The 22,762-nt window shown below is 39.6% G+C and carries 28 protein-coding genes and 1 pseudogene; 13 read left to right on the top strand and 16 right to left on the bottom strand.

Going from position 1 to position 22,762, the window contains the following annotated elements:
- A pseudogene (locus IM473_RS01825) lies at positions 1–301 on the bottom strand (DUF4351 domain-containing protein); the annotation flags it as partial.
- 150 nt (positions 302–451) lie between these two features.
- Here IM473_RS01825 and IM473_RS01820 point away from each other — a divergent pair.
- Both IM473_RS01820 and IM473_RS01815 read left to right on the top strand, forming a co-directional pair.
- Positions 452–2,158, top strand: coding sequence for a potassium channel family protein (locus tag IM473_RS01820; RefSeq protein WP_287657809.1), 1,707 nt, complete (start codon positions 452–454; stop codon positions 2,156–2,158).
- Positions 2,155–2,409, top strand: a complete 255-nt coding sequence (locus IM473_RS01815; RefSeq protein WP_002750132.1) for a hypothetical protein — start codon at positions 2,155–2,157, stop codon at positions 2,407–2,409. The genes IM473_RS01820 and IM473_RS01815 overlap by 4 nt, the downstream gene beginning before the upstream one ends.
- Positions 2,410–2,501: 92 nt before the next feature.
- Here the strand turns inward: IM473_RS01815 and IM473_RS01810 are convergent, their stop codons facing one another.
- Positions 2,502–3,113: a Uma2 family endonuclease gene (locus IM473_RS01810; protein WP_002793139.1), complete on the bottom strand. Its 612-nt coding sequence runs from the start codon at positions 3,111–3,113 to the stop codon at positions 2,502–2,504.
- Positions 3,114–3,343: 230 nt separating this feature from the next.
- Here IM473_RS01810 and IM473_RS01805 point away from each other — a divergent pair, with 230 nt between their 5' ends.
- The gene (locus tag IM473_RS01805) at positions 3,344–3,550 is read left to right on the top strand and encodes a UPF0223 family protein (RefSeq protein ID WP_002740011.1); all 207 of its coding nucleotides are present in this window, start codon (positions 3,344–3,346) and stop codon (positions 3,548–3,550) included.
- A 78-nt stretch (positions 3,551–3,628) separates the two neighbouring features.
- On the opposite strand, the gene IM473_RS01800 is transcribed toward IM473_RS01805, so the two are convergent.
- Entirely contained in the window at positions 3,629–5,743 is a 2,115-nt protein-coding gene (locus tag IM473_RS01800) for a pentapeptide repeat-containing protein (RefSeq protein ID WP_287657808.1), read from the bottom strand.
- Between the two features lie 41 nt (positions 5,744–5,784).
- The gene (locus IM473_RS01795; protein WP_287657806.1) at positions 5,785–6,204 is read right to left on the bottom strand and encodes a hypothetical protein; all 420 of its coding nucleotides are present in this window, start codon (positions 6,202–6,204) and stop codon (positions 5,785–5,787) included.
- 221 nt (positions 6,205–6,425) lie between these two features.
- Here IM473_RS01795 and IM473_RS01790 point away from each other — a divergent pair, with 221 nt between their 5' ends.
- From IM473_RS01790 to IM473_RS01760, 7 genes are all read left to right on the top strand, one after another.
- Positions 6,426–6,665, top strand: coding sequence for a hypothetical protein (locus IM473_RS01790; protein ID WP_287657805.1), 240 nt, complete (start codon positions 6,426–6,428; stop codon positions 6,663–6,665).
- Between the two features lie 404 nt (positions 6,666–7,069).
- Positions 7,070–7,306: a hypothetical protein gene (locus tag IM473_RS01785; protein WP_287657804.1), complete on the top strand. Its 237-nt coding sequence runs from the start codon at positions 7,070–7,072 to the stop codon at positions 7,304–7,306.
- Between the two features lie 2 nt (positions 7,307–7,308).
- On the top strand, positions 7,309–7,749 hold the full coding sequence (locus IM473_RS01780; RefSeq protein ID WP_287657803.1) for a hypothetical protein: 441 nt from the start codon (positions 7,309–7,311) through the stop codon (positions 7,747–7,749).
- Complete coding sequence (locus IM473_RS01775; RefSeq protein ID WP_287657802.1) at positions 7,749–8,339, top strand: RES family NAD+ phosphorylase; 591 nt, start codon at positions 7,749–7,751, stop codon at positions 8,337–8,339. Before IM473_RS01780 ends, IM473_RS01775 begins: the two co-directional genes overlap by 1 nt.
- Before the next feature lie 247 nt (positions 8,340–8,586).
- On the top strand, positions 8,587–9,153 hold the full coding sequence (locus IM473_RS01770; RefSeq protein WP_287657801.1) for a nicotinate-nucleotide adenylyltransferase: 567 nt from the start codon (positions 8,587–8,589) through the stop codon (positions 9,151–9,153).
- Positions 9,150–9,878, top strand: a complete 729-nt coding sequence (locus tag IM473_RS01765; protein WP_287657799.1) for an NUDIX hydrolase — start codon at positions 9,150–9,152, stop codon at positions 9,876–9,878. Before IM473_RS01770 ends, IM473_RS01765 begins: the two co-directional genes overlap by 4 nt.
- A gap of 12 nt (positions 9,879–9,890) precedes the next feature.
- The gene (locus IM473_RS01760) at positions 9,891–11,549 is read left to right on the top strand and encodes an NAD+ synthase (protein WP_287657798.1); all 1,659 of its coding nucleotides are present in this window, start codon (positions 9,891–9,893) and stop codon (positions 11,547–11,549) included.
- A gap of 130 nt (positions 11,550–11,679) precedes the next feature.
- On the opposite strand, the gene ygfZ is transcribed toward IM473_RS01760, so the two are convergent.
- The 3 genes from ygfZ to gap form a co-directional block, all read right to left on the bottom strand.
- Entirely contained in the window at positions 11,680–12,687 is a 1,008-nt protein-coding gene (gene ygfZ, locus IM473_RS01755; protein ID WP_287657797.1) for a CAF17-like 4Fe-4S cluster assembly/insertion protein YgfZ, read from the bottom strand.
- Complete coding sequence (locus IM473_RS01750; RefSeq protein ID WP_123231023.1) at positions 12,684–13,052, bottom strand: hypothetical protein; 369 nt, start codon at positions 13,050–13,052, stop codon at positions 12,684–12,686. The genes ygfZ and IM473_RS01750 overlap by 4 nt, the downstream gene beginning before the upstream one ends.
- Positions 13,053–13,213: 161 nt before the next feature.
- On the bottom strand, positions 13,214–14,248 hold the full coding sequence (gap, locus tag IM473_RS01745; protein ID WP_052277988.1) for a type I glyceraldehyde-3-phosphate dehydrogenase: 1,035 nt from the start codon (positions 14,246–14,248) through the stop codon (positions 13,214–13,216).
- A gap of 550 nt (positions 14,249–14,798) precedes the next feature.
- On the opposite strand from gap, the gene IM473_RS01740 reads away from it, so the two are divergent.
- On the top strand, positions 14,799–17,219 hold the full coding sequence (locus tag IM473_RS01740) for a phosphoketolase family protein (RefSeq protein ID WP_287657795.1): 2,421 nt from the start codon (positions 14,799–14,801) through the stop codon (positions 17,217–17,219).
- 505 nt (positions 17,220–17,724) lie between these two features.
- Here IM473_RS01740 and IM473_RS01735 read toward each other — a convergent pair.
- The 4 genes from IM473_RS01735 to IM473_RS01720 form a co-directional block, all read right to left on the bottom strand.
- Positions 17,725–17,964, bottom strand: coding sequence for a type II toxin-antitoxin system HicA family toxin (locus IM473_RS01735; protein WP_002783016.1), 240 nt, complete (start codon positions 17,962–17,964; stop codon positions 17,725–17,727).
- Positions 17,957–18,220 carry a type II toxin-antitoxin system HicB family antitoxin gene (locus IM473_RS01730; protein ID WP_002737641.1) on the bottom strand — a complete coding sequence of 88 codons (264 nt, stop codon included), beginning with the start codon at positions 18,218–18,220 and terminating at the stop codon, positions 17,957–17,959. Before IM473_RS01730 ends, IM473_RS01735 begins: the two co-directional genes overlap by 8 nt.
- A gap of 204 nt (positions 18,221–18,424) precedes the next feature.
- The gene (locus IM473_RS01725) at positions 18,425–18,757 is read right to left on the bottom strand and encodes a DUF5615 family PIN-like protein (protein WP_012266357.1); all 333 of its coding nucleotides are present in this window, start codon (positions 18,755–18,757) and stop codon (positions 18,425–18,427) included.
- Positions 18,741–18,989, bottom strand: coding sequence for a DUF433 domain-containing protein (locus IM473_RS01720; RefSeq protein WP_002735373.1), 249 nt, complete (start codon positions 18,987–18,989; stop codon positions 18,741–18,743). The genes IM473_RS01725 and IM473_RS01720 overlap by 17 nt, the downstream gene beginning before the upstream one ends.
- Before the next feature lie 208 nt (positions 18,990–19,197).
- Between IM473_RS01720 and IM473_RS01715 the strand changes: the two genes are divergently transcribed.
- Entirely contained in the window at positions 19,198–19,671 is a 474-nt protein-coding gene (locus tag IM473_RS01715) for a PIN domain-containing protein (RefSeq protein ID WP_287657794.1), read from the top strand.
- Positions 19,652–19,831, top strand: a complete 180-nt coding sequence (locus tag IM473_RS01710; RefSeq protein WP_002747316.1) for a hypothetical protein — start codon at positions 19,652–19,654, stop codon at positions 19,829–19,831. The genes IM473_RS01715 and IM473_RS01710 overlap by 20 nt, the downstream gene beginning before the upstream one ends.
- Positions 19,832–19,900: 69 nt before the next feature.
- Here IM473_RS01710 and IM473_RS01705 read toward each other — a convergent pair whose 3' ends face one another.
- From IM473_RS01705 to IM473_RS01685, 5 genes are all read right to left on the bottom strand, one after another.
- On the bottom strand, positions 19,901–20,383 hold the full coding sequence (locus IM473_RS01705; RefSeq protein ID WP_287657792.1) for a PIN domain-containing protein: 483 nt from the start codon (positions 20,381–20,383) through the stop codon (positions 19,901–19,903).
- A gap of 5 nt (positions 20,384–20,388) precedes the next feature.
- The gene (locus tag IM473_RS01700) at positions 20,389–20,628 is read right to left on the bottom strand and encodes a UPF0175 family protein (protein WP_002754053.1); all 240 of its coding nucleotides are present in this window, start codon (positions 20,626–20,628) and stop codon (positions 20,389–20,391) included.
- Between the two features lie 331 nt (positions 20,629–20,959).
- Entirely contained in the window at positions 20,960–21,262 is a 303-nt protein-coding gene (locus IM473_RS22650) for a 2-oxoisovalerate dehydrogenase (protein WP_287657791.1), read from the bottom strand.
- 238 nt (positions 21,263–21,500) lie between these two features.
- Complete coding sequence (locus tag IM473_RS01690) at positions 21,501–21,917, bottom strand: hypothetical protein (protein ID WP_110579803.1); 417 nt, start codon at positions 21,915–21,917, stop codon at positions 21,501–21,503.
- Positions 21,918–21,968: 51 nt separating this feature from the next.
- Positions 21,969–22,574: a hypothetical protein gene (locus IM473_RS01685; protein ID WP_287657789.1), complete on the bottom strand. Its 606-nt coding sequence runs from the start codon at positions 22,572–22,574 to the stop codon at positions 21,969–21,971.
- Between the last annotated feature and the right edge of the window lie 188 nt (positions 22,575–22,762).

Below are 22,762 nucleotides of genomic sequence, written 5' to 3'. Positions count from 1 at the left end.
GTTGTTGATTGCGGTGAGCTTCTCTTTGTAATTGTTCCCGCACAGTCAACAGTTTAGATAAACAGGCAATAATGCCATCAATCGTGACCGGATTGCGATAGGGTTCCAATAAACAAGGGGTTTGAGCTAATTTGCCCAATAGGCCTAATTCAGGCGGTATTTCTGGGGAAGTCGGTCGAAAATACACATCGATTTCTTGAGTTTCTGCCGTCACATCAAGGCTGGTTTTCACGTCACCGGAAGAAGCGAGAAAAGTTTCGAGGTAATCTTTACTAAATTTATCCCAGAGAAAGCGAGTCAAGACCTAAGTGATTAAATCAATGATGAGGGTTATTTTATCATTTTAAAAGCCTGATTGGAAAAATTAGCAGCATTGCAGCTTTAGTTACAGATTTTTCCTAGTTTTTGCGCTAGAACTGAAAGGTTAATCAGCAAAAAACGCGCTCGACGAATGAAACCGCAAATCATCGTCTGTGGATTAGGTCGCACGGGTTATAAAATATTTTGTTTACTCAAACAACAATCTGCGGCAGTAGTGGCGATTAGCGATCGCCAAATGGTCTGTGAATACCAGTCTGATATTATTATCGGCGATCCCTGCTCTCCTAAAACTCTGCTGCAAGCTGGTCTCCCAGATGCAGAAACCCTAGTTTTGGCCATCGATAACGACGCACTCAATCTGGAAATTCTCACCCGCGCCAGGATAATTAACCCGAAAATTCGGATAGTTAACCGACTATTTAACGAAACTTTGGGAGAAAGACTCGATCAAACCCTCCCTGCTCACGTTAGCATGAGCGTTGCTTCCCTAGCGGCTCCGATCTTTTCCTTTGCTGCCCTTGGTAATAAAGCTATCGGTCAATTACAGCTATTCGATCGCCTTTGGCCAATTCAAGAGATAATTATCGATGAAAATCATCCTTGGTGGGGATTACCCCTCTACGAGCTTTGGGACGATCCGGCCCGGATGTTAATCTATTATCTCCCGGCTCACGACGAAATTGATCTGGTTTCAGCAGTTCTTTTAGGCAAAAAACTCCAAACTGGCGATCATCTCATTATCGGCAATAAACCGACAATTAAGGCAAAACAGCGTTTTAAACTGCAAAAGTGGCTGAGAAATCTGCTCAATCTCCGTCCCTATCAGCACTATGTCCAACCGGTAATTCTTGTCACCCTTTCCCTCTTGGGGATGATTTCCCTTGCTACCATTACCTATCTCAGCGTTAATCAAAAAATTTCCCTCGTCGATTCCCTCTATTTTTCCGTCGGGATGATTACCGGCGCCGGAGGTAACGAAAAAGTGGCCGAATCTACTCCCGATAGTATCAAAATTTTTACCGTGGTCATGATGATTGTCGGTGCGGGGGTTATCGGTATCTGTTATGCTCTCCTCAACGATTTTATTCTCGGTAGTCGCTTTAAGCAGTTTTGGGATGCTACCCGCATTCCCGTCCGCAATCATCACATTATCTGTGGTTTAGGAGGTATCGGCACCCGGATTGTGCGACAATTGCACGACCAAGGCTGTGAAGTGGTGGTGATTGAATCGGACCCCAATAACCGATTTTTGCATTCCGTGCGCTCCTGGGGAATCCCCGTCATCATCGAGGATGCGCGTTTAGTGGCTACCCTAGAAACCGCTAATATTAACAACGCCGAATCTTTGATCGTGGTTACTTACGAGGATATGATTAATGTGGAGATTGCCCTCACTGCTAAAGCGATCGCTCCTAAAATTAATCTAGTTTTACGATGCTCTCAGGAACAATTCGGGCGATCGATTCAAGAAGTTTTTGATTTTGATACGGTATTATGTCCCCGGGATCTGGCTACCTATTCCTTTGCTGCGGCCGCTTTGGGCGGTAGAATTCTCGGTAATGGCATGACCGATGATCTCCTCTGGGTTGCTTTGGCCACATTAATCACACCGAATCATCCTTTTATGGGTCAAATTGTCAAGGAAGCGGCGATGAATGCCGATTTTGTGCCACTTTACTTAGAAAAACAAGGTCAAACTATCCACGGTTGGCAATTACTGGAAATCACTCTCGACCAAGGTGATATTCTTTATCTAACTATGCCGGCTATGCGTTTACAACAGGTTTGGCAAAATACTTCCCTAACTATTCCCCAATCTTTCCCCGATTTAAAATGATTTCTGGTCTTAATTATCTGAGCAAAGCTAGTTATCGCTGTATCTTGAGTTTAGGCAGTGCTGGCAGTATTTTAAGTCTCGCTAGTGCCAGCAGCATTTTAAGTCTGGTTAGTATCGGCAGTATGCTCAGTATTGGCAGCGTCGGCAGTATTCTTAGTATTGGCAGTGTCGGCAGTATTCTCAGTGTCGGCAGTGTCGGCAGTATATTTGGCATCTTTCAATATCATTCTCTGCCTAACTATCCTGAGTAGTTCTAATGAACTACTTCTCACCGCTTCTTTACTGTGGGGCGATCGCTTTTTATGTAAACAAAATAGAAAGGTTATTAATCGGATTAAGGGATTTATGAGGCTGCGGCAAAACTAACACGACGATAAATTTCTAGCAAGGGAAGTTCAACGTTTAAACTCTCCAGAGGGATTATTTGACTAAGTTGATCGTAGGTTTGTAGTTGCCAGCGATCGCTCTGTGCGAGTCTGAAATATTGCTCAATGTAGGGTTCAGTTTGACTAACGAGCAGGTATTCACAAAAACTTGGCAGGGAACGATATTTTCTAAATTTATCACCTCGATCATAGGCTTCCGTGGCGGGGGAAAGCACCTCTACAATAAATAAAGGATTAAGAATTTCGTCTTTGCGATCGCCGTTAAATTCTGGTTCATGGTTAACAACCATGAGATCGGTATAGGTTCCACAATGATATTCAGGAATCCACAGCCGCAGATCGCTGTTATACAGACGAAAATCCCTATCTCTCAATAAAAATCCCAAAAAAACCGAGATATTGATCGCAATTGCGCTGTGGGTTGCGGTTCCTCCAGGCATAAGAATCATTTCTCCATGGCAATATTCATAACGTTCCTGAGAAGTTTCAGCGATCGCCCGATATGCTTCCAAAGTGACAGGGGTTTTGGTGACTGTCGCAATAGTTGGTTTTTCTTGAGCGATAATCATCTTTGTCTTTCTCCGATATTCTATTAATTAATTTTATGGTTATTTTTTAGGGATTGTGGGGAGGCGATCGCTTTTTATCAAAATAGAATTAGAACGGCGATCGCAGTTTTTCTGAGGTGAGAGAGAAAAACTTTTTAAGAGCAAACTATCGTTAATTTGATTGTATGTACTATAATTGAGTCGTTAAATTTAAACAAAATACTATACTGTCCTCATCGAGGTTATTGTTTATGAAATCAGAGTATGATCTCGCTAATATGAAAAGTCGTCCTAATCCTTTTGCTCAACAACTCAAGCGGCAGGTCACTTTACCTTTAAGGATTGATGTCATTGATTTCTTTGAAAAAAAAGCAAAAGAAAAAGGAATTTCTTATCAGGAATTAATTGATTTATATCTTCAGGATTGTGTGACAAACGACCGAGAAATTTCTTTTTAGCGATCGCTTTTTATGAAAACAAAATAGAAAAAGCGATCGCATTGTGAGCATCAGTTAATAAAACAATAAAGTTCGGGGTCAGGTGCTTAGGTTTGCTAATTGTTCCTGAATATTAGCTTGAGTAGAGAGTTTTTCTGATTTTTCCCATAGATCCTTGAAGATACTTTTATCTGTCTCGACAACTCTTGTTTGATAGGAAATATAACCTGATTCTGTTTGACCATTCATAGTTCTTCTCGCTGTAAAAGAATTTCTGGGAACAGATAAGTTTTCGCTAATTAATAGGTTGGTATCATCCCAACGATAGCCTTCAACATCTTTGGCTTTTTCCTGACAAATCCAAGCAACTTCTATGCCAGAGTTAAGTTGTTCCTGAATCACCTGTAAATGCTTTGGAGTCGGAACTTCAGGAAGAATAAAAACTCGTTGAATAGAAATCCCTCTTTTGATTAGTTCTTTGTTAACTTCCCAGAATTTTTGACCAAGAGGATTATCCCACCAGATGCAATCTGTCATGGAGTGAACAGCCAAGATTCGAGATTGACTTTGAGGATCAATGTGTTTGAGTAGTTGAGCAATCTTTTCTAAACGGGATTCGCCAATAATTTCAATGTTAATTTCAGGCATAATTGTGTTAGTCAAAATTGTGCCATCAAGTAGGGTTAGATTATTTTCATCTAATTTAACATCGGTCAAGTTAGCTCCCGTTAAATCAGCTTTGCTCAAATTGGCATGACTTAAATCGGCTCCTGTTAAATCAGCATTAGTTAAATTAACCATCGAAAGATTAGCCTGACTGAAGTTACATCCCATCAATTTTGCATCGGAAAGATTGGCCTCACAATCCATTAAATTAACTTGGCTGAAATTGAGTCCCCGAAAATCTCGTTCGCCAATTTTGTGCAAATATGTCAATTCTTCCGTGCGATGAATATCGGGGTGATATTCATCGGGTGCATAAACGGCAATCATCGCTTTGACGTAGACGAAAAAATAAGCCTTGAGAATATTTTCATGGGTGTGGATAGTAATCACTTCTTTACCATCATACTCAACCACCGCCTTGACAGTTGTGGCTCCTTGTTTACCCGGTGTCAACTTAGCTAAATAGATAGATTTAAGATGATGTTTAATTTCAACTAAATGAGCTAGAGCCTCATCAAAGGCAGTACAAAGTGCATCTACTGAACCTTTTTTAAAGGCCGATTCAGTGTAACGCTCTTGGGTTTTTGTATTACATAAGATAACTGTCGCAGAAGTTAAATTGTTGTTAGCACAGAGAATTTCAAAGTTCTCAATTTTCCAGCCTTGAAAAAGCCAAAGATTATCTTCAAAGAATAAGTTTTGTTGAGGCTCGTTTTCTAAAAGCTGATTGAGTTTTACTTTCTCATGTTCCATGGCAGCTTTACCGAGATTTTTGAGAGTTCTTTCGATAGATGCCGGCGAGGTATCTTCCCCTAAAAACTGTAAGAATAAGGAAGGAGAACCCACAAAAGGATACCCACTGGCAATGAATTCTCGATCTGCGATGGTGATAATACCCGCTAGGTTATATTTCTTGGCAATCTCAACTTGAATTGCCGTTCTTAAATTAACGTTGGGATATTTTTCTAGGTCAATTTTTTTCAAGTTAACTTGACCGACGTTAATTTTACTCAGAAGTTCAATGATCGAACGATTGGCATATTCTTGAGATTTCAGATTTTTGATACTATGCCAAATTTGTATTAATCCCATTTCGCGGATGTAAGGATTAATTTTTACCTCTAAAACAAGTCCCATAACCCTAGTAGCTTCACCGTTAAGAGTCGTTTGATTTCGTAATAAAAACTCTTCAATTAGATCAGTATCAATTAATACTTTCGGAGCTTGAGAATTGTTATCTTTTGATTGGAATACCTCTAAGTTATCCAGAAAAAAATCAATATTTATACTAGGATGAGTAGTTACCTTATGCAGACTAAGCTTGATTTCGTAATACACAAAATCATCGGATTCGTTTTCGAGATTATTTCTCAAATCCCAAAGTGTTTTAATCACTTGAGGATCAGGATATTCTCCTAATTTCCTTATGATTTCAGCACGGTGATCGCTGTCCTGTTTATTGTCTAGTTGAGCTAACAACCCATTAATAATGTCAGCAGGGCAACTGGCGGATGTTGTTACCTCACACAATAACTCTGTGTTTTCCATTTTTAAATCAATCTCCTTGATTGGTGGTATTCTCATTCGCACTAATTGTGTCTGACAGTAAAAGACTGCTCTGATTCAGAATTTTCAGCGTAGCGTGTGGGCAAAACTCTCACTGATTCATCGTCATTAATGTCAACACAATAGCCCTTTTTAAAGAGAATCCTTCTTAGAGAGGTAATTCCCACACGCTCACTGTCATCTAACTCAAGGTAATCCTTAAGATGGGATCCTAGATTTTTGTTGAAATCCGCGTTTAGATTTTTGCCGCTACTATGATTGAACATTTCAGCCAAGTCATCGGCGGAATAAAGTCCTGTAGCCGCCCGATAAAATATCTCCTTATATTTATCAGATAGGGGTTCGATTTCTTTCAATAAAGCCTCTAGCTTGGGTATATCCAAACCACATTTTCTTGCCTGCTTTTGGGCATCACACAGTGATGGGGGAGTTGACGAGAGCATCTTGCTGTACTTTCGAGCTAGTTAGCATATTTTGAAATGGAGTACCAACAATTATTGTTTAATGATAGCAACAATTGTTGGTTTAGCTTTGCAACAATTGTTGGTTTAACTTTGCAATATTTGTTGGTTGAGATTCTTACAGTGCTTGGAAATATCCAAACCACAGTTTCTTGCCAGCTTTTGGGCATCATATATTGATGGGCTAGTTAGCATATTTTGAAATGGAGTACCAACAATTATTGTTTAATGATAGCAATATTTGTTGGTTTAACTTTGCAATATTTGTTGGCTTAACTTTGCAATATTTATTGGTTGATATCCTTACAGTAAGTGATTATATTATGGATAATATTAAAGAAGATAGAGCGATAGTAAGAAACAGTACAAAAAAGCTGGTCGAGTGTTGCCGCACTGCCCAGCTTGAATTAAGTAAACGTTCTGCCTACCGCTTCCCGTCTTGATTATCTCCACCCTGACGTTTTGCTAGTTCGTTGATGGTGTAGATAAAAACGTAGTCGTACGGATGTATTTTTCCCAGAGCTACGCCGTAAGCAAGGGAGCTTAGGAGCATGATGACAGTGAGTAAGTTCTTCATATTGATTGACCTCCTGGCTTCTTGAGTCCACTACTAAGGTTTTAAGTCTCCTGGTGGGCTAATTGAGAGGGTTAATCCCGATGATGCGAAGCTAGGAGAGAGCCAGTATCCTCACGGGTTCTGGCTCTTTACTCATCATTATCATCCCCGAATCTTAGCCCATGAGGGTAGATTGAGTCAAGCTAATAATGTTAGGGATTCCTGACACGAGGAGCAAAACACTACTAGACAAAAACAAGGACCCTGATCAAATCAACTGCCACCTTAGCCATGAAAGCACTTAGCCACAAAACAGAAGATTTGAGGCTCGCCGATGTCTCATCCGATTACCCCGATCAATGGGTGGTCGTAGAGATCACTGGTCGCGACAAATATGGCTGGCCAGAGAAAGGTAAGGTTATTGGGTATTCAGACAATAAACGTAAGCTTATACAAGAAACTAAACATTTGAAGGGAGACTTGTATTTGTTTTATACAGGCCTTGTTGACGGTGGTAGGGTTGCTTAAAAATGTTAGAATCTATGCAAAAAACACAATCTCCTTTAGCTTTGGCCTCTCCGTTGGCAGCTGCCATTAAACGAGGCGAAGAAGCGAAGAAACGGTTCCTATCTAAGCAAGGCGGAACCTTAACCAGCACCGAGGTTTGTAGTGTTTTAGCCTGTAGTTCTTTGGAATTAGAAACTATGAGGCTCAATCATCGGGTCTTAGGTTTATCTGTCAACGAAGAATTGGTTTATCCTGCTTGGCAATTTATTGATGGCAAAGTTTTGTCAGGTTTAGACCAAGTGTTAGCCGTCTTAAAAGAAGACGGTGCTTGGACACAAATGCTCTTTCTGCTTACGGGTGATATTCGTTTAGAGGGAGCAACCCCGCTAGAAAAACTCCAAAAGGGAGAAATCGAGCCAGTGGTTTGGGCTGCTAAGTGCTACGGGAGTCATAGCGCGGCGTAATGGGTTTGCCTCCTTTTCCCCTCCCACCAGACGATTTTAGTCAGCGTCAATTGCCCGTCATTGAAACCCCAGGCCCCTGGCTAAGATTAAATAGGACCGGACACCTTTCTAGTCTTCATTTTGACCGCAGTGGTAGCGGTCGTTTCGATGGACCCAATCAGGGCTATGGGCTTCTCTATGTGGGTGATGAGTACAGTACCTTTATTGAATGTTTTGGGCGAACATTTGACGGAGCCGTAACCGTTACAGCCCTAAGAAATAGAAATCTTTTTAGAATTAGAAGCGATCGCGCTTTACTGTTGGCCGACTTAACGGGGCCGGCCCTTGTTCGTATAGGAATAGATGCCCGCATTTCTTCCGGTGATTATGAATATTGTCGGACTTGGGGGCGGGCAATTTGGGGACATCCCCAAGGAGTAGATGGGATTAGATACCGTTCTCGTCATGATGATAGTGTCTATTCCGTTGGGCTTTTTGATCGGGTTAGAAACCATTTGCAAGAAGACAACTTAGGTAATTTATACGATGATAATTCATCCTGTTTAGGTGAAATTTTGGAGCATTATGATTATGCTCTTATTCAAGAATAAGTATCTTTTTGCAATTAGACGCAATCTCCCCTATTCAGAACGGCCAAGTGTTAGGGAATTTTCTGTTAAGTTAATAGCAGCCCACTCGTCGCAAAACTTCACTGATCACTGATTACTGATCACTGATTACTGATCACTGATCCTCTTGCCCTATTTTGGTAAAATCAACTATAATGGGGAGAAGTTAATCTTTGCCAAGATTGAGCAGACTTAAACTAATCCCTCAGGGAGCAAGTAATTGAATCCTATGCTTAAAATTGCCCTTTTTGGAACCAGTGCCGATCCTCCTACTGCCGGTCATCAAGCCATACTAAAATGGTTATCGGAACAGTACGATATCGTTGCGGTTTGGGCTGCCGATAATCCCTTTAAAAATCATCAAACCAGTCTCGAACATCGTCTGAGGATGTTAAATTTGCTCATCGGGGATATTCAACCCCCAAGAGATAATATACAACTGCGACGAGAATTAAGCGATCGACGTAGTTTAATTAGTGTAGAAAAAGCGCAAGCAATTTGGGGAGAACAGGAGGAATATACCCTAGTCATTGGTTCTGATTTAGCTGGACAAATTAGGCACTGGTATCGCAGCCAAGAATTACTAGAAAAAGTCAAAATTCTTGTGATTCCCCGTCCCGGCTATCCTATTAATCAAGATGATATTGAACAACTGCAAACATTAGGGGGTGATTGTCTAATTGCTGATGTATTTGCTCCGGCTGTATCCTCAACAGATTATCGAGAAAAAGGCGATAAACAGGCTGTTCCTGCACCGATTAAAGATTATATCGAAGGTCAAAAACTTTACGCATGAAACCGCAAAAGACCCTAGCTAATAAATCTCTAGCTGATTTTAAAGTCGGAGTTGATAACGTGATCTTTTCCGTTGATACCCAATTAAATCGGCTGCTGGTGCTTCTGATTAAAAGACGGGAAGAACCTTTTAGTAATTACTGGAGTTTACCCGGGACTTTAGTGAGAAATGGGGAATCACTTGAAACGGCAGCCTATCGAATTTTAGCCGAGAAAATTAGCGTCAATAATCTCTATCTAGAACAGTTATATACTTTTGGCGGTCCAGAGGGAGATTTCCCGGCAGCGGCCGAGAGTTTTGGGAAACGTTATCTATCGGTGAGTTACTTCGCTTTAGTGCGGTTTGAAGAAGCGAAATTAATCACTGAACGGGATTATAATATCACTTGGTATATGATTGATAAAGTGCCAAATTTAGCCTTTAATCACGGTCAAATTTTAGAATATGGCTGGCGAAGATTACGCAATAAAGTAGAATATAGTCCCGTCGCTTTTGAGGTTTTACCAGAATTATTTACTTTAAATGATCTTTATCAATTTTATGAGACAATTTTAGGTAAAAATTTTAGTGATTATTCCAACTTCAGAAATCGGCTCTTGAAATTAGGATTTCTCAAAGATATGGGTTTAAAAGTCTCTCGTGGTGCCGGTCGTCCCGCTAGTTTATATCGCTTTGATGAAAAAGCTTTTGCTCCCTTTAAAGAGCAACCGTTAGTTTTTGTTTAAATAGGAAAAAATATGAGAATTGCTATCGCTCAATTAAATCCCATTGTTGGAGATATCGAAGGAAATGCCCAAAGAATTTTAGAGGCTGCTCAAACAGCATTTAATCAGGGAGCAGAATTACTTTTAACCCCGGAATTATCCCTCTGTGGTTATCCCCCCAGAGACTTGTTATTAAATCTGGGTTTTGTCGAGAAAATGTCTCGACAATTGCAATTATTGTCCCAACAATTACCAGAAAAGTTAGCCGTCTTAGTCGGTTTTGTCGAAAAAAATCCCTCGGCAACGGTCAGAGGAGAAAAGCCGCTATTTAATAGCATAGCTTTGTTAAAAAGTCAAGAGATTAAACAAATTTTTACTAAACGTTTATTGCCTACCTACGATGTTTTTGATGAGGATCGTTACTTTGCTTCTGGGAAAGAAAGTCAATATTTTCAACTAACAGAAAATAATGTAAAAATCGGTGTGACTATCTGTGAAGATGTTTGGAATGATGAACAATTTTGGGGTCAACGTCAATACGCAGTTAATCCCATCGCTGATTTAGCTAATTTGGGAGTGGATTTAATCGTTAATCTTTCCGCTTCTCCCTACAGTGTCGGTAAGCAAAAATTGCGAGAATCTTTATTATCTCATAGTGCCACTAGATATAATTTACCGATAGTTTATGTTAATCAAGTGGGAGGTAATGATGATTTAATTTTTGATGGTGACAGTGTTGCTTTTAACCGACAAGGAGAAGTGATTTATCGCGCCAAAGCATTTACTTCTAGCCTAGAATTGATCGAGTTTAATCAAGATTTGTTACCCGCAGTTATTCATCCTTTACCCGTCGATGAAGATGAGGAAATTTATCGAGCCTTAGTCTTAGGAGTACGAGATTATGTGCAGAAATGCGGTTTTAAACGGGTAATTTTCGGCTTGAGTGGTGGCATTGATTCCAGTTTAGTTGCCGCTATTGCCAGCGACGCATTGGGTAAAGAAAATGTTCTCGCTGTGATGATGCCTTCTCCCTATAGTTCCGACCATTCCATTAGCGATGCAGTGGCTTTAGTTAATAATTTAGGTATCAAAAGTGAGAAGTTAGCAATTCAGGAAATTATGACCGCTTATGATCAACTTTTAGAGCGGCTTTTTGCTGGGACTGATTTCGGTATTGCTGAAGAAAATCTTCAGTCACGCATTCGCGGTAATTTATTAATGGCTCTCTCTAATAAATTCGGTCATTTACTATTATCCACTGGCAATAAATCAGAAATGGCGGTGGGATATTGCACTCTTTACGGTGATATGAATGGTGGTTTAGCAGTGATTGCTGATGTGCCGAAAACGAGGGTTTATTCCCTCTGTCGCTGGTTAAATCGGCACGGGGAAATTATTCCCCTTAATGTGATTAATAAAGCTCCTAGTGCTGAATTAAAACCCAATCAGAAGGATCAAGATTTTTTACCTCCCTACGAGATTTTAGATGCTATTTTAGCACTATTAATCGATCGCCATCAATCCGCCGAACAAATTATCGCCGCCGGCTTTGAGCCTGAAATTGTGCAGAAAGTGATTAAATTAGTTAAAAATGCCGAATTTAAGCGCAAACAAGCCCCCCCGGGACTAAAAATTAGCGATCGCGCTTTTGGCACTGGTTGGCGAATGCCTATCGCTAGTCGCTGGGGTTAGAGGGGTTTTTCAGTTATCAGCTTTTTAGCTATTAGCCGTCAGGAGATTATTTTTATTTTTTCTTCCCACGTCCCCACTTCATAATTCATAATTCATAATTCATAATTCCCTCTCCCCACTTCTCACTTTTCTAGGGGTATTCGTGGGAGAGGAAGGGTAAAGAGATTAATTCTCCTGTTGCCTCGCCGATTTGTACTTTTAAACCCTCTCCTCCCGCTTTTGTTTTCACATAACCCAAGCCAAAATCCTCCAGCACACTGGTGAGTAAACCGACTTTTTGCGCTTCTAAAATAATCGGGGTATTGCTGGGGACGGGTTGGCTGAGTTTTATGCCCCAAAGTCTTTGTTTTACGCCTTTATAGGTGTTGAGACGGGCGATAGTTTCTTGACCAATATAACAGCCCTTATCAAAAACGATCGCTCGCCATAAACCGGCCTCTAAAGGGTTATAGTCTTCGGTTAATTCTCGATCGACTGCCGGTCGGCCCTGATGGATTCTCAGGTATTCCCACACCTGCTCATCGGCGGGAGTAACGCCATTTTTTATTAAATTTTCCCAGAGGGGGCCCGCTTCGGCGGCGGCAACGATTAAAGTATATCCGGGTAGGTCTAAGCCGGTGCCGACGGCCACTCTCAGGGGGGGTTCGGAAAGGAGATAATGACTATGCTGCACCCCCGTTAAAATCTGCTCTGGAATGGCGATTTTTTGCAGGTATTGCCCGCTTTCAGTACCGATTAGGGTGACAATGCCAAAATTATCGGTTAAGTCGCTAATTTCCACCTTATCGAAGGGGAAAATATAGCGATCAATCAATTCCAGTAAAAATTGACGACGTTGGGGAGAAACGAGGATGAGGAGGGAATCATCGCCAGCGTAAACTGTGACAAAATCGAGGGTACGACCGGTAGAGTTAAGGAAAATTGTCTCACAACCCTGACCCGGTTTCAGGCGATCAATCGCGTTACTGGTTTGATTGTGGAGAAAACGCAGTCGATCCTGGCCTTTTAATTCTAATAAACCCCAATCGGAGCGATCGATTAAAATTGTTTGGGATGCTAAATTTTGGGGATCATTACTGTAATTTTTCAGAAAATTAGCGGCATACTCTGCCTTGATCGTTTCTAAATCTGCTTTCATGGAGGTAAATTAGCGAATAATTGCTTAATAATGCGCTCGGTTTTCGTTTCCAAACTCTGCCAATCTAGTTCACCGGTGGGGTCGAGGAGACTGGTATCGATGGTGACGCTCTCTCCCTCATCGGTGGGATAATCGAGAAAACAGACTTGAAAACAAAGTTCCCAAATATTTACAGTAACGGAGCGATCGAGATAAGTCAAACAGAGCAGATAACTGGGATAGGGATCTTGAATTTCTGTATAGGTTCCTTTCCAGAGGGAATTTTCTAGCTGTTTACGCAGATTATCCAGCACCCGAATAAATGCCGGTTGCATTAATAATTGTGCCTGTTCCCAAGCGATAATATCTTTAAATTTTGGATTCATCTTATCAGTTATCAGTTATCAGTTATCAGTTATCAGTTTACTGTTTACTGATAACTGATATAGCGGTGTGCAGTCGTATTAGGTACAGTGTCACAAGCTATAAACCATGCTAGGCAAAGCTTGGTCTGTATCTCACTCAAGCGCTTACCGCTATAACTGATTTAGGCTGTTACTAGGGTTGCTTCCTTAGCTGCCATCATTTTCATCAGGTCTAACATCCGGCAGGAATAACCCCACTCGTTATCGTACCAAGAGACGACCTTAAAGAAATTGGCATTAAGTTGAATGCCAGCTTTAGCATCAAAGATACTGGAATGGGGGTCGGTGATAAAGTCACTCGATACCACTTCCTCATCGGTATAACCGAGGATACCTTTCATCGGTCCTTCGCTGGCGGCTTTCATAGCGGCGCAGATTTCCTCGTAACTGGTGGCTTTTTCGGTTTTAAAGGTTAAATCCACCGCCGAAACGTTGGGAGTTGGTACACGGAAGGCCATACCGGTTAATTTGCCTTTTAGGGAAGGAATAACTAGGGTTACTGCTTTGGCTGCCCCCGTGGAGGAGGGGATAATATTTTGACCAGCGCCGCGACCACCGCGCCAATCTTTTTTCGATGGACCATCGACGGTGGGTTGAGTGGCGGTCATCGAGTGTACCGTGGTCATTAATCCTTCCGCTAGTCCGAAGTTATCGTTAATAACTTTGGTGATCGGGGCTAAACAATTGGTGGTACAACTAGCGTTAGAGACGATCAGATCCTTAGCGGGATCGTACTCATTGTCGTTAACGCCTAGTACAATAGTACGAATTTTGTCGGGATCTTTGGTGGGTGCGGAGATAACCACCCGTTTGGCCCCAGCTTCTAGGTGTTTTCCGGCCCCTTCGGCGGTGGTAAATAAACCGGTGGACTCGACCACATAATCGGCCCCGGTTGCACCCCAGGGCAGTTGAGCGGGGTCTTTAATCGAGTAACAGGGGATAAACTTACCATCCACGACGATGCCATCTTCTTTTGCTTCTACCGTACCCTGAAAACGTCCGTGGGTGGAGTCGTATTTGAGCAGATAGGCAATATTATCGGGGGGGACGAGGTCATTTATACCAACAAACTCGAAATCAGGATTTTGGATACCCGCCCTAAAAACGAGGCGACCGATACGACCGAATCCGTTGATGGCGACTCTTACTTTTGTCATGAAAAAAACTCCTTTGCAGCTGCGATAAGCTTAGGCACGATCAAGAAAAAACAATCCGAGAATTGATTAGCCTGTAGAGAATCACTATATATGCTAATCAGCTTTTATCGATCGCTAGATGAAGTATAGAAAGATTTTAAGTTTCAGTGCTTCCAAGATAAAAAATCATCAATTTGCTACCCTAGTCCTCCCCGCCACCGGCATCGAGAAAACCTGATGTTGGCCTTTGCCGACAAACGAAAATATGATTATATAGCCTTTTGGGAAAAGCCGACATTAAAAAATCATTAAAAGCTTTCTGAGAATGATTGATACCTAAGTTAAGAACATATTAATATGCCTTTAAAAGCCATTTAAAAACCCCGCCCGACTGACATAAATTCCCCTAGCCGGATTGGCAAAATATAGCTTATTTTAATAGTTTTTTACGCCCCAAAAGGTTAGACTCTTGATTACAGTTTGAAAACTGACCGAGGGTTAACCCTCTCGATGGAGAAATTGTCTATCAACTCTCTTAATCTCATCCCTTATAGATATTGGAGAAATATTCATGGTATCCGCACCAGAAAGACCCTTAACAGAACAAAATCCCCTTTCTCAAGACGAACTCTATAAAACCCATGCCTATTGGCGCGCTTGTAACTATTTAGCTGTAGGTATGATTTATCTGCGCGATAATCCCCTGCTCAAAGAACATCTTAAACCCGAACACGTTAAGTATCGCTTACTTGGTCACTGGGGAGCAAGTCCGGCCTTAAGTTTTACCTACGTTCACCTCAACCGTTTAATCAAAAAATACGACCTCGATATGATTTTTATGGCCGGTCCTGGCCATGGAGCGCCGGGGGTACTCGGTCCGGTTTATCTAGAAGGAACCTATTCGGAAATTTACCCCGATAAAAGTGAAGACGAGGAAGGATTACAAAAATTCTTTAAACAATTTTCTTTTCCCGGTCACATCGGTAGTCACGTCACCCCCGAAACCCCCGGTTCTATCCATGAGGGCGGCGAACTGGGTTATAGTGTTTCCCATGCCTACGGTTCTGTTTTTGACAATCCCGACCTAATTACGGCCGTGGTGGTGGGTGATGGGGAAGCTGAAACCGGTCCCCTGGCCACCGCATGGCACTCGAATAAATTCCTTAACCCGATTCGCGATGGTGCGGTACTGCCAATTTTAAACTTAAACGGTTATAAAATCGCTAATCCCACCATTCTCTCCCGTATTTCGACCCACGAGTTAGAAAGTCTCTTTGTCGGTTACGGTTACACTCCCTACATCGTCGAATGTAAGGAAGATGAAGACCTCATGCACTGCCATCAAAAAATGGCCGCTACCCTAGAACACTGTATCAATCAGATTCGCTCCTATCAACAGGAAGCTCGCAGCACGGGTATTGCTAAACGTTACCCCTGGCCGATGATTATCCTCCGGTCTCCCAAGGGTTGGACAGGTCCGAAAAACGTTGATGGTCATAAAGTGGAAGGATTCTGGCGCGCTCACCAAGTCCCCATGGGTGCTATGCACGAAAACCCCGACCACTTGAGAAAATTAGAGGAGTGGATGAAAAGCTATAACCCGGAGGAACTATTTGACTATACCACGGGTCAATTTAAGCCAGAATTTAAAGAACTCGCTCCTAGGGGTCATCGTCGCATGAGTGCTAATCCGCACGCTAATGGCGGATTGCTGCGTAAAGACCTAAAAATGCCCGATTTTCGTCAGTATGCCGTAGATGTCACCCACCCGGGCCAAGTGGAAGCGGAAAACACGGGAGTGATGGGGGTATTTTTGCGGGATGTAATGCGAAATAATATGACTAATTTTCGCGTTTTTGGTCCCGATGAAACTGCTTCTAATCGTTTAGCGGCTCTCTATGAAGTGACTAAAAAAGCTTGGTTAGCTGATACCTATCCAGAGGATTTAGATGGTAGCCAATTATCTCCCGATGGTCGGGTGATGGAGATGCTGAGTGAACATACTTTAGTCGGTTGGTTAGAGGGTTATTTATTATCCGGTCGTCACGGTTTATTTCACTCCTACGAGGCTTTTGCTCACGTTATCGATTCCATGTTCAACCAACACGCTAAATGGCTCGATATCTGCAAAAATCATGTGACTTGGCGCGCTTCTGTTTCCTCTTGGAATCTGTTATTATCCTCGGTGGTTTGGCGGCAGGATCACAATGGTTTTAGTCACCAAGACCCCGGTTTTATCGATTTAGTAACCAATAAAAGTGCCGACGTGGTGCGGGTTTATCTTCCCCCCGATGGTAACTGTTTATTAAGTGTGGCTAATCACTGTCTCAAGAGCAAGAATTACACTAATATTATCGTTGCTGATAAACAGAAACACCTGCAATACTTGACCATTGAAGAAGCAATTAAACACTGCACCAAAGGTATCGGTATTTGGGATTGGGCCAGTAACGATGATGATGGAACTAATCCCGATGAACCGGATGTGATTATGGCTTGCTGTGGGGATATTATCACTAAAGAATCTTTAGCGGCAACGGCAATTCTACGGGAGGAATTCCCTTACTTAAAAGTTCGCTTTATCAACGTGGTTGATCTGTTTAAATTACAGTCGGAAAGTGAACACCCTCATGGTTTATCGGAACGGGATTTTGATAGTTTATTTACCACTGATAAGCCAATTATCTTTAATTTCCACGGTTATCCTTGGCTGATTCATAAACTTACCTACCGTCGCAGCAATCAAGAACGTATTCATGTGCGCGGTTACAAAGAAGAAGGGAATATTAATACTCCCCTAGAATTAGCCATTCGTAACCAAGTTGATCGTTTTCATTTAGTAATCGATGTCATTGATCGCGTGCCGAAATTAGGTTCTGCTGCCGGTCATGTGAAAGAACGGATGAAAAATGCTATTATCGATAATCTCGATTATGCTTTTACCAATGGTATCGATAAGGACGAGATTACTAACTGGAAATGGCCTTATTAATTAGGCTAGAAAGTGGTTTAGGTGATGATAATTTATTAGTTTATCGATAAATTTCATCTTCCTATTCCACCTAAAAAATATTCTTGATTTTCTACAGGGTGAGAGTATCTCAAAAGCTATTGACAATTGGACAATTTTGTGATCCGCATGGGTATTTTAGGTGATACCAGTCAATCAGAATAGTTACGAAATCTTAACAATTGAGATGGCAAATTCTCCTCAAATTTGGATCATTTCATAATCAAAAGTTCATTACCAGAGTGAAAAAATTAGGCAAAATGGTGATAGTCACTTTACCTGTTTTTAAGGCAGGCTAATTTATCGACGATGACTGGGTGAAAATTAATCATTAAATCAATTTATCACAAGCAATCGAGGGTTTTACTCTTGTGTTAATGTACCTTAAAAAGGTAGCTATCACTTTATTTTAGCTTTTGGAAATAAAATTAAGATAAAGCGTACTAGAATAGATAATTTCTTCGTTTGAAAAAACGCATTCAATCATCTATTTTAATAAATGTTCTATTTCTTCATCTGTAAAACCAAATTGTCTAAAAATTCGTAAAACATAAGCAGGGGACATTTCTTTTGCACCTATATCAATAGGAACGATTCGACGTTGATTATACAATACTCTACAATATAAACGAGGATCACCTTGTCCTTCTCGATAAAATTGACAGCCTCCTTTTTCAAGAATTTTGATTAGTGCTTTGGGTTTAAGAGAAGGAATATTTTTAGGCATAAACTTTTCTGAGTTCGTAAGTTTCGGGAGTTTCAGAATCTCCCACAGTTAAAAATTCATGAAGTTCGTCTATAGGAATAGGACTGGTATATATATTGGCTTGATCATGATAAATCTCCCAAAAAGATTCAATCGCTTCTTTTAGTTTCTCAATAGCTTTTTCCTGAGTTTCTCCTTGTCCAACTAATCCATTTTCAAGACATAATGAGACCCAATAATCTGCACTTTTTCTCAGAATAACGGTATAAAAGTTCATGGTGATTGTTCCGTTGAAATTTTAATCGGGGATTAGAATTTACTCCAGCTTAATTTTAACGCAAAATCAACCCAACAAACTCCCCTGACCTCAATCTTTTAAATTAACGTCTTTGGATCATTTCATCAATAGACAATAAATAAGGCGCATTATACTTTGTTAATGCACCCGATCAGAAAAGCGATCGCTTAGGATAATATATGATTATGCAATTACTAAAACAGACTCGGTAGAATTATCGCTAAATCTCTTAATAGCTTGTTTATGTTTTAAAATAAGACTGATTAGATGATAAGTGGTACAATTTCCAATCCTCAACCAGATGAACTTTGGAGGTTGGCCATACAACAAACTCCGTTGATAAAAATCAGCATCTTTCGAGACAATTATAAATCCATTGATACGCGCATATTCCCAAATCCTTTGATCGGGAAACCCTTTTAGGCTACAATCTCTAACATGAGCGCTATCGGGAAAATGTGATACCAGTAACAGAGGTAGTTTAGGTGATAAATTTTCGTCAAATAGCAGTTTCATAGGGAATAACCATTAAACGACGATCCCGCTCGGCGGCAAATGCAAAACAGGCTTGTATATCTTCTAAGGTAAGATCGGGGAAATCATCTAATATTTCTTCAATAGTCATCCCTCCTCCTAGATAATCAAAAATATCTGCTACTGCAATACGAGTATTGACAATGCAAGGTTTGCCACTGCGAATGTCTGGGTTAATCACAATCCGATCTCGATATTTAGCTGCAAAAGACATAGTAATAACTGTTGTTGACTAATGATTATTATAGCTTAATGTTAACTGTACTTTAAGCTTGATAAATCTTAAAACTAAAGCCCTCGACTTTTAGGTTTCAAAAATTCTATTATCAATAAGCTGCATTACACTACCTTAATCCACTCTAAAAGAGCGGCGATCGCATTTTTGATGTTAAACTAAGATCAGAAAACTTTTTCTATCATTTATGAAAAAACTTAGAGTTTATATTGATACATCAGTCATTGCAGGCTGTTTAGATGATGAATTTTCCTTAGAGTCCAATCAATTGATGGAAGCCATTAAGCAAGAAAAGTTTATTTTGTTAATGAGTGATATCATTGTTAGCGAATTAATTAATGCCTCCCAAGCGGTTAAAGATATTTTATTATCGATTCCGCAGAGAGTTATTGAAGTAGTTAAGATAACAGCTGAAGTTTTACAGTTAAGGGATGCTTATATTAATGAAGGAGTTGTTACATCAAAGTCTATTAATGATGCTACTCATGTAGCGGCTGCTACAATAGCTAGAGCGGATGCAATCATATCATGGAATTTTAAACATATTGTGCGCCTAGATAAAATGAAAGGCTATAATCAAATTAATTTACTCAATGGTTACGGGATTTTGACTATTATTTCTCCTTTAGAGGTAACAATTGATGAAGCCAACGACAATTAAAAAAAGTTTTGACTGTTTAGCTTTTAAACAAACCAGCCAAGAAAAAATGGCTGAAGACATGAAAAATCTCAGCTATTCAGATCAGATTGAATATCTTCAAAAAAAGATTAATGAAAGTGATTTAAAGTTATGGTGGGAATCCATCAATAACAAGAAATAAGGCGCATTATACTCTGTTAATGCACCCAATAAAAAAGCGTGCTGCTACGCAGTGCCTTCAGTATCACACTCAGTCTCCAAAAATGCTCTCAAATATCTCACGCTTGACTCTAAAGTTAATTTCTCTAAGTCTTTGATAAAAACTCTCCAAATTTTCAATTTCTATCTTTCCTTCTTTGAGAAGTTTACGAATAATCGCTAAAGTTCCTTTAACATTTAAGCCTAAGCGTAGTGCTTCTTTTCTTGCTGCAAAGTCATCAAGGATGATATAATCAGTTTGTAATTCTATTCCTAAAGTAATGGCATCAGATTCACCTTTCCCTAAACGTTCATTTAAACTATTTGCTAGAGAGATTAATTTAATATTTAGGATAGTTAATTTCTGTTGATTGATCAGCTTATTAAGAGTCTCTGAAGATTGATCTTGTTTGGCATTAATTTCTTGTTGTACGGTTGCAGGCAAATAAAAATTATCATTAGAATCTAGGAATTTTTCTAAAAATCCTAACTGAGACAAAAAGATTAAAGGGGAAGAATTGAAAACAATTTTCATAGAGATTACCATTTTTTTTCTCTATCTATGTCTTCTGTAGTAAGATAAGAAAAATCGATTCCCATTAATTCTAAAATTTTCAAGAACATTTCTGTATCCATTTCCATGATTTCTGCGGCTTTATGAAGACTGATGATGCGAGAAACTAAAGCACCCACCACAAAAATAAATTGTTCTTTTTGTTCAATATTATCAAATAATTGTATTTCGGCGGCAATTTCTTGAAAAGTAATCGAAGTATTCATTGTCTTGCTAAGTTTCATCAATTAAGACATATCTAACTTAATTTTAATGCAAAATCAACCCAACAAACTGCCCTTATCTCAATCTTTTAAATTATAGACAACAAATAAGGTGCATTATACTGTGTTAATGCACCCGATCAGAAAAGCGATCGCCCTTCCAATATTCTGCCAAATGCGATCGCAACTTCCCATTTTTACAGAAAAAATGATAATATAAAACTCAAATTTGAACTATTGTTGTGGAAAGATACTAAGATGACAAAGTTACAATTAATTCAAGCGGAAATTGAAAGCCTTACTTCTGATGAATTTTTGTATTTAAGAAATTGGATCAATAATTTAGACGATCAACAATGGGAAAAACAAGTTGAGGAAGATTCCATAGCTGGAAAACTTGATTTTCTAATTGAAGAAGCATTATTTGAAAAAAGCAAAAATCAATAACCATAACAATATGTAAACGAATAATTTTAGGGCGATTTTCCCTATCATCATAATGACAATTAACGGCATCTTTTACCATTTCTCGTAAAGATTGTAAATCATCGGCTTCGGTAAAAATAGACTCGCCTAATGCCCTTGCTGTATATCCCCCTTCCGGTGCATCTTCCACTAAAAAAACTATTTCTGTCATATTTCCTTCTTGACTCTCTAAATTTTTGCAGTAATTTTAATTATAGTTTGTTTAGTTTTTTAGATAGCACTTTTTAAAGCTTACAAGATTAGCATTCGCCGTTTATCAACCCTAATCGCCTCTTTATTGCCAAAATGTAGTTAAACAAAGTGCAACCCAACACCAACCAAATAAATTAATAGTTGATCCTGTTGGGTTTCGTGCCTCAACCCAATCTACCAGAGCGGCGATCGCTGTGTTATCTTAAATCGCTGTAAACATCCAATAGGAAATGATCAACTAAATCCTGAATTAAATCACAATCCTTTTTGAATTTTTGGTCAGCATAATCAATTAGCTTCTGTTTAGATAATTCATTAGGGGCATTGTCAGCTTCTTTGAGTCCCCTTGAGTACATCTGGACGGCATCTTTAATTCGCTCAAACATTTTTGCACTAAATGATTGATAAATTGTTGCTATACGCTCTTTTGTTTGTGCATTTAGATAGATTCTTTTTTGAGATAGTGCTGCGGCTATTTGCATTTTTAGGTCTTCTCTTTGTGCTTTAGCTAATTCTTGAGCATCTATTTCTCCATTTAATAGCTCTTCTTTATGAGTTGTGATAGAAGTAGGTTCAAATCGAACAAGCGAAATTTCACTATTATTAAATAGCATAATTTTTACCTTTAAATAAAGTTAGCTTTTAAGTTAATTATAGCAATCTATTTATTTGCTGTCAACAGAGTTAAAAATGTTCATAATATCTTCTTGAGTTGCAGTCTTGCTTGTGCCATTATCTTGATAGTTTTGTGACTTATTTTTCACTTTAGGGGTTGAAAAACTAGATTTCCATAAATCATCTATTGGAGTTCTACCTTGTAAATTTTTACTAGAGTTACTCTTGGGCTTTGTTTGAGGATTTGGAATATTGACCGTAGTTGTTCTATAGCTATGTGAAGTTGCTTCTTCTTCTGCTTTTTTCCTTTCTACTTCTGTTTTGAATTTAGTAAGGCGTTCATTACACAAAGATTCGTAAACTCTTTCTACTTCATGTTCAAATTGGTCTTGAACGTCCTTCAGTCTATTTATCATACTCTGGCTCATGGCATCCTCATTAAAAACAGTATAGTAAACTTCATTGGCAGACTTATTCATAGCATATTTCATTTTTTCTTGATCTTTAGCTTCATGTTCTAACCGCTCTAATGCTTTACTGTAGGAATCATCAGTAAACACTAAAGTCTTAATTAAAACAGCCCCTGATCCCATGAGTGCAGTAACGGCAAAAAACAAAAAACTAAGTAGATTATCCGTCCAACGAGCCTCGTTCATAATGTAGTTGAACTGATCAGGAAATTTCAATTCTGCTTTGGTAAAATCCCTGACAGGGGGACAAGCAAGCTGAAAAGCTTATGTAGCATGGAATACAGACACAGACTCCCAAAAAAGATAAGTCATATTTACTATATATGACCTAAATAACGAAAATGATAAGTGAACTATACCAGAAAGTCTTAGAG

The sequence above is a fragment of the Microcystis sp. M015S2 genome (assembly GCF_020245945.1).
In the GTDB taxonomy this organism is placed as follows: domain Bacteria; phylum Cyanobacteriota; class Cyanobacteriia; order Cyanobacteriales; family Microcystaceae; genus Microcystis.
The sequence above is the reverse complement of the archived record's forward strand: the minus strand, read 5'-3'. Positions and strand labels throughout refer to the sequence as shown.

Coding starts and splice junctions, on each gene's coding strand:
- IM473_RS01730 (WP_002737641.1), bottom strand. CDS start 18,220: ATGAACTTTTATACCGTTATTCTGAGAAAAAGTGCAGATTATTGGGTC.
- IM473_RS01760 (WP_287657798.1), top strand. CDS start 9,891: ATGAGAATTGCTATCGCTCAATTAAATCCCATTGTTGGAGATATCGAA.
- IM473_RS01770 (WP_287657801.1), top strand. CDS start 8,587: ATGCTTAAAATTGCCCTTTTTGGAACCAGTGCCGATCCTCCTACTGCC.
- IM473_RS01775 (WP_287657802.1), top strand. CDS start 7,749: ATGGGTTTGCCTCCTTTTCCCCTCCCACCAGACGATTTTAGTCAGCGT.
- IM473_RS01700 (WP_002754053.1), bottom strand. CDS start 20,628: ATGAATACTTCGATTACTTTTCAAGAAATTGCCGCCGAAATACAATTA.
- IM473_RS01740 (WP_287657795.1), top strand. CDS start 14,799: ATGGTATCCGCACCAGAAAGACCCTTAACAGAACAAAATCCCCTTTCT.
- IM473_RS01795 (WP_287657806.1), bottom strand. CDS start 6,204: ATGCTCTCGTCAACTCCCCCATCACTGTGTGATGCCCAAAAGCAGGCA.
- IM473_RS01720 (WP_002735373.1), bottom strand. CDS start 18,989: ATGTCTTTTGCAGCTAAATATCGAGATCGGATTGTGATTAACCCAGAC.
- IM473_RS01725 (WP_012266357.1), bottom strand. CDS start 18,757: ATGAAACTGCTATTTGACGAAAATTTATCACCTAAACTACCTCTGTTA.
- IM473_RS01685 (WP_287657789.1), bottom strand. CDS start 22,574: ATGAACGAGGCTCGTTGGACGGATAATCTACTTAGTTTTTTGTTTTTT.
- IM473_RS01820 (WP_287657809.1), top strand. CDS start 452: ATGAAACCGCAAATCATCGTCTGTGGATTAGGTCGCACGGGTTATAAA.
- IM473_RS01800 (WP_287657808.1), bottom strand. CDS start 5,743: ATGGAAAACACAGAGTTATTGTGTGAGGTAACAACATCCGCCAGTTGC.
- IM473_RS22650 (WP_287657791.1), bottom strand. CDS start 21,262: ATGACAGAAATAGTTTTTTTAGTGGAAGATGCACCGGAAGGGGGATAT.
- IM473_RS01805 (WP_002740011.1), top strand. CDS start 3,344: ATGAAATCAGAGTATGATCTCGCTAATATGAAAAGTCGTCCTAATCCT.
- IM473_RS01715 (WP_287657794.1), top strand. CDS start 19,198: ATGAAAAAACTTAGAGTTTATATTGATACATCAGTCATTGCAGGCTGT.
- IM473_RS01690 (WP_110579803.1), bottom strand. CDS start 21,917: ATGCTATTTAATAATAGTGAAATTTCGCTTGTTCGATTTGAACCTACT.
- IM473_RS01785 (WP_287657804.1), top strand. CDS start 7,070: ATGAAAGCACTTAGCCACAAAACAGAAGATTTGAGGCTCGCCGATGTC.
- IM473_RS01710 (WP_002747316.1), top strand. CDS start 19,652: ATGAAGCCAACGACAATTAAAAAAAGTTTTGACTGTTTAGCTTTTAAA.
- IM473_RS01765 (WP_287657799.1), top strand. CDS start 9,150: ATGAAACCGCAAAAGACCCTAGCTAATAAATCTCTAGCTGATTTTAAA.
- IM473_RS01790 (WP_287657805.1), top strand. CDS start 6,426: ATGGAGTACCAACAATTATTGTTTAATGATAGCAATATTTGTTGGTTT.
- IM473_RS01705 (WP_287657792.1), bottom strand. CDS start 20,383: ATGAAAATTGTTTTCAATTCTTCCCCTTTAATCTTTTTGTCTCAGTTA.
- ygfZ (WP_287657797.1), bottom strand. CDS start 12,687: ATGAAAGCAGATTTAGAAACGATCAAGGCAGAGTATGCCGCTAATTTT.
- IM473_RS01735 (WP_002783016.1), bottom strand. CDS start 17,964: ATGCCTAAAAATATTCCTTCTCTTAAACCCAAAGCACTAATCAAAATT.
- gap (WP_052277988.1), bottom strand. CDS start 14,248: ATGACAAAAGTAAGAGTCGCCATCAACGGATTCGGTCGTATCGGTCGC.
- IM473_RS01750 (WP_123231023.1), bottom strand. CDS start 13,052: ATGAATCCAAAATTTAAAGATATTATCGCTTGGGAACAGGCACAATTA.
- IM473_RS01780 (WP_287657803.1), top strand. CDS start 7,309: ATGTTAGAATCTATGCAAAAAACACAATCTCCTTTAGCTTTGGCCTCT.
- IM473_RS01810 (WP_002793139.1), bottom strand. CDS start 3,113: ATGATTATCGCTCAAGAAAAACCAACTATTGCGACAGTCACCAAAACC.
- IM473_RS01815 (WP_002750132.1), top strand. CDS start 2,155: ATGATTTCTGGTCTTAATTATCTGAGCAAAGCTAGTTATCGCTGTATC.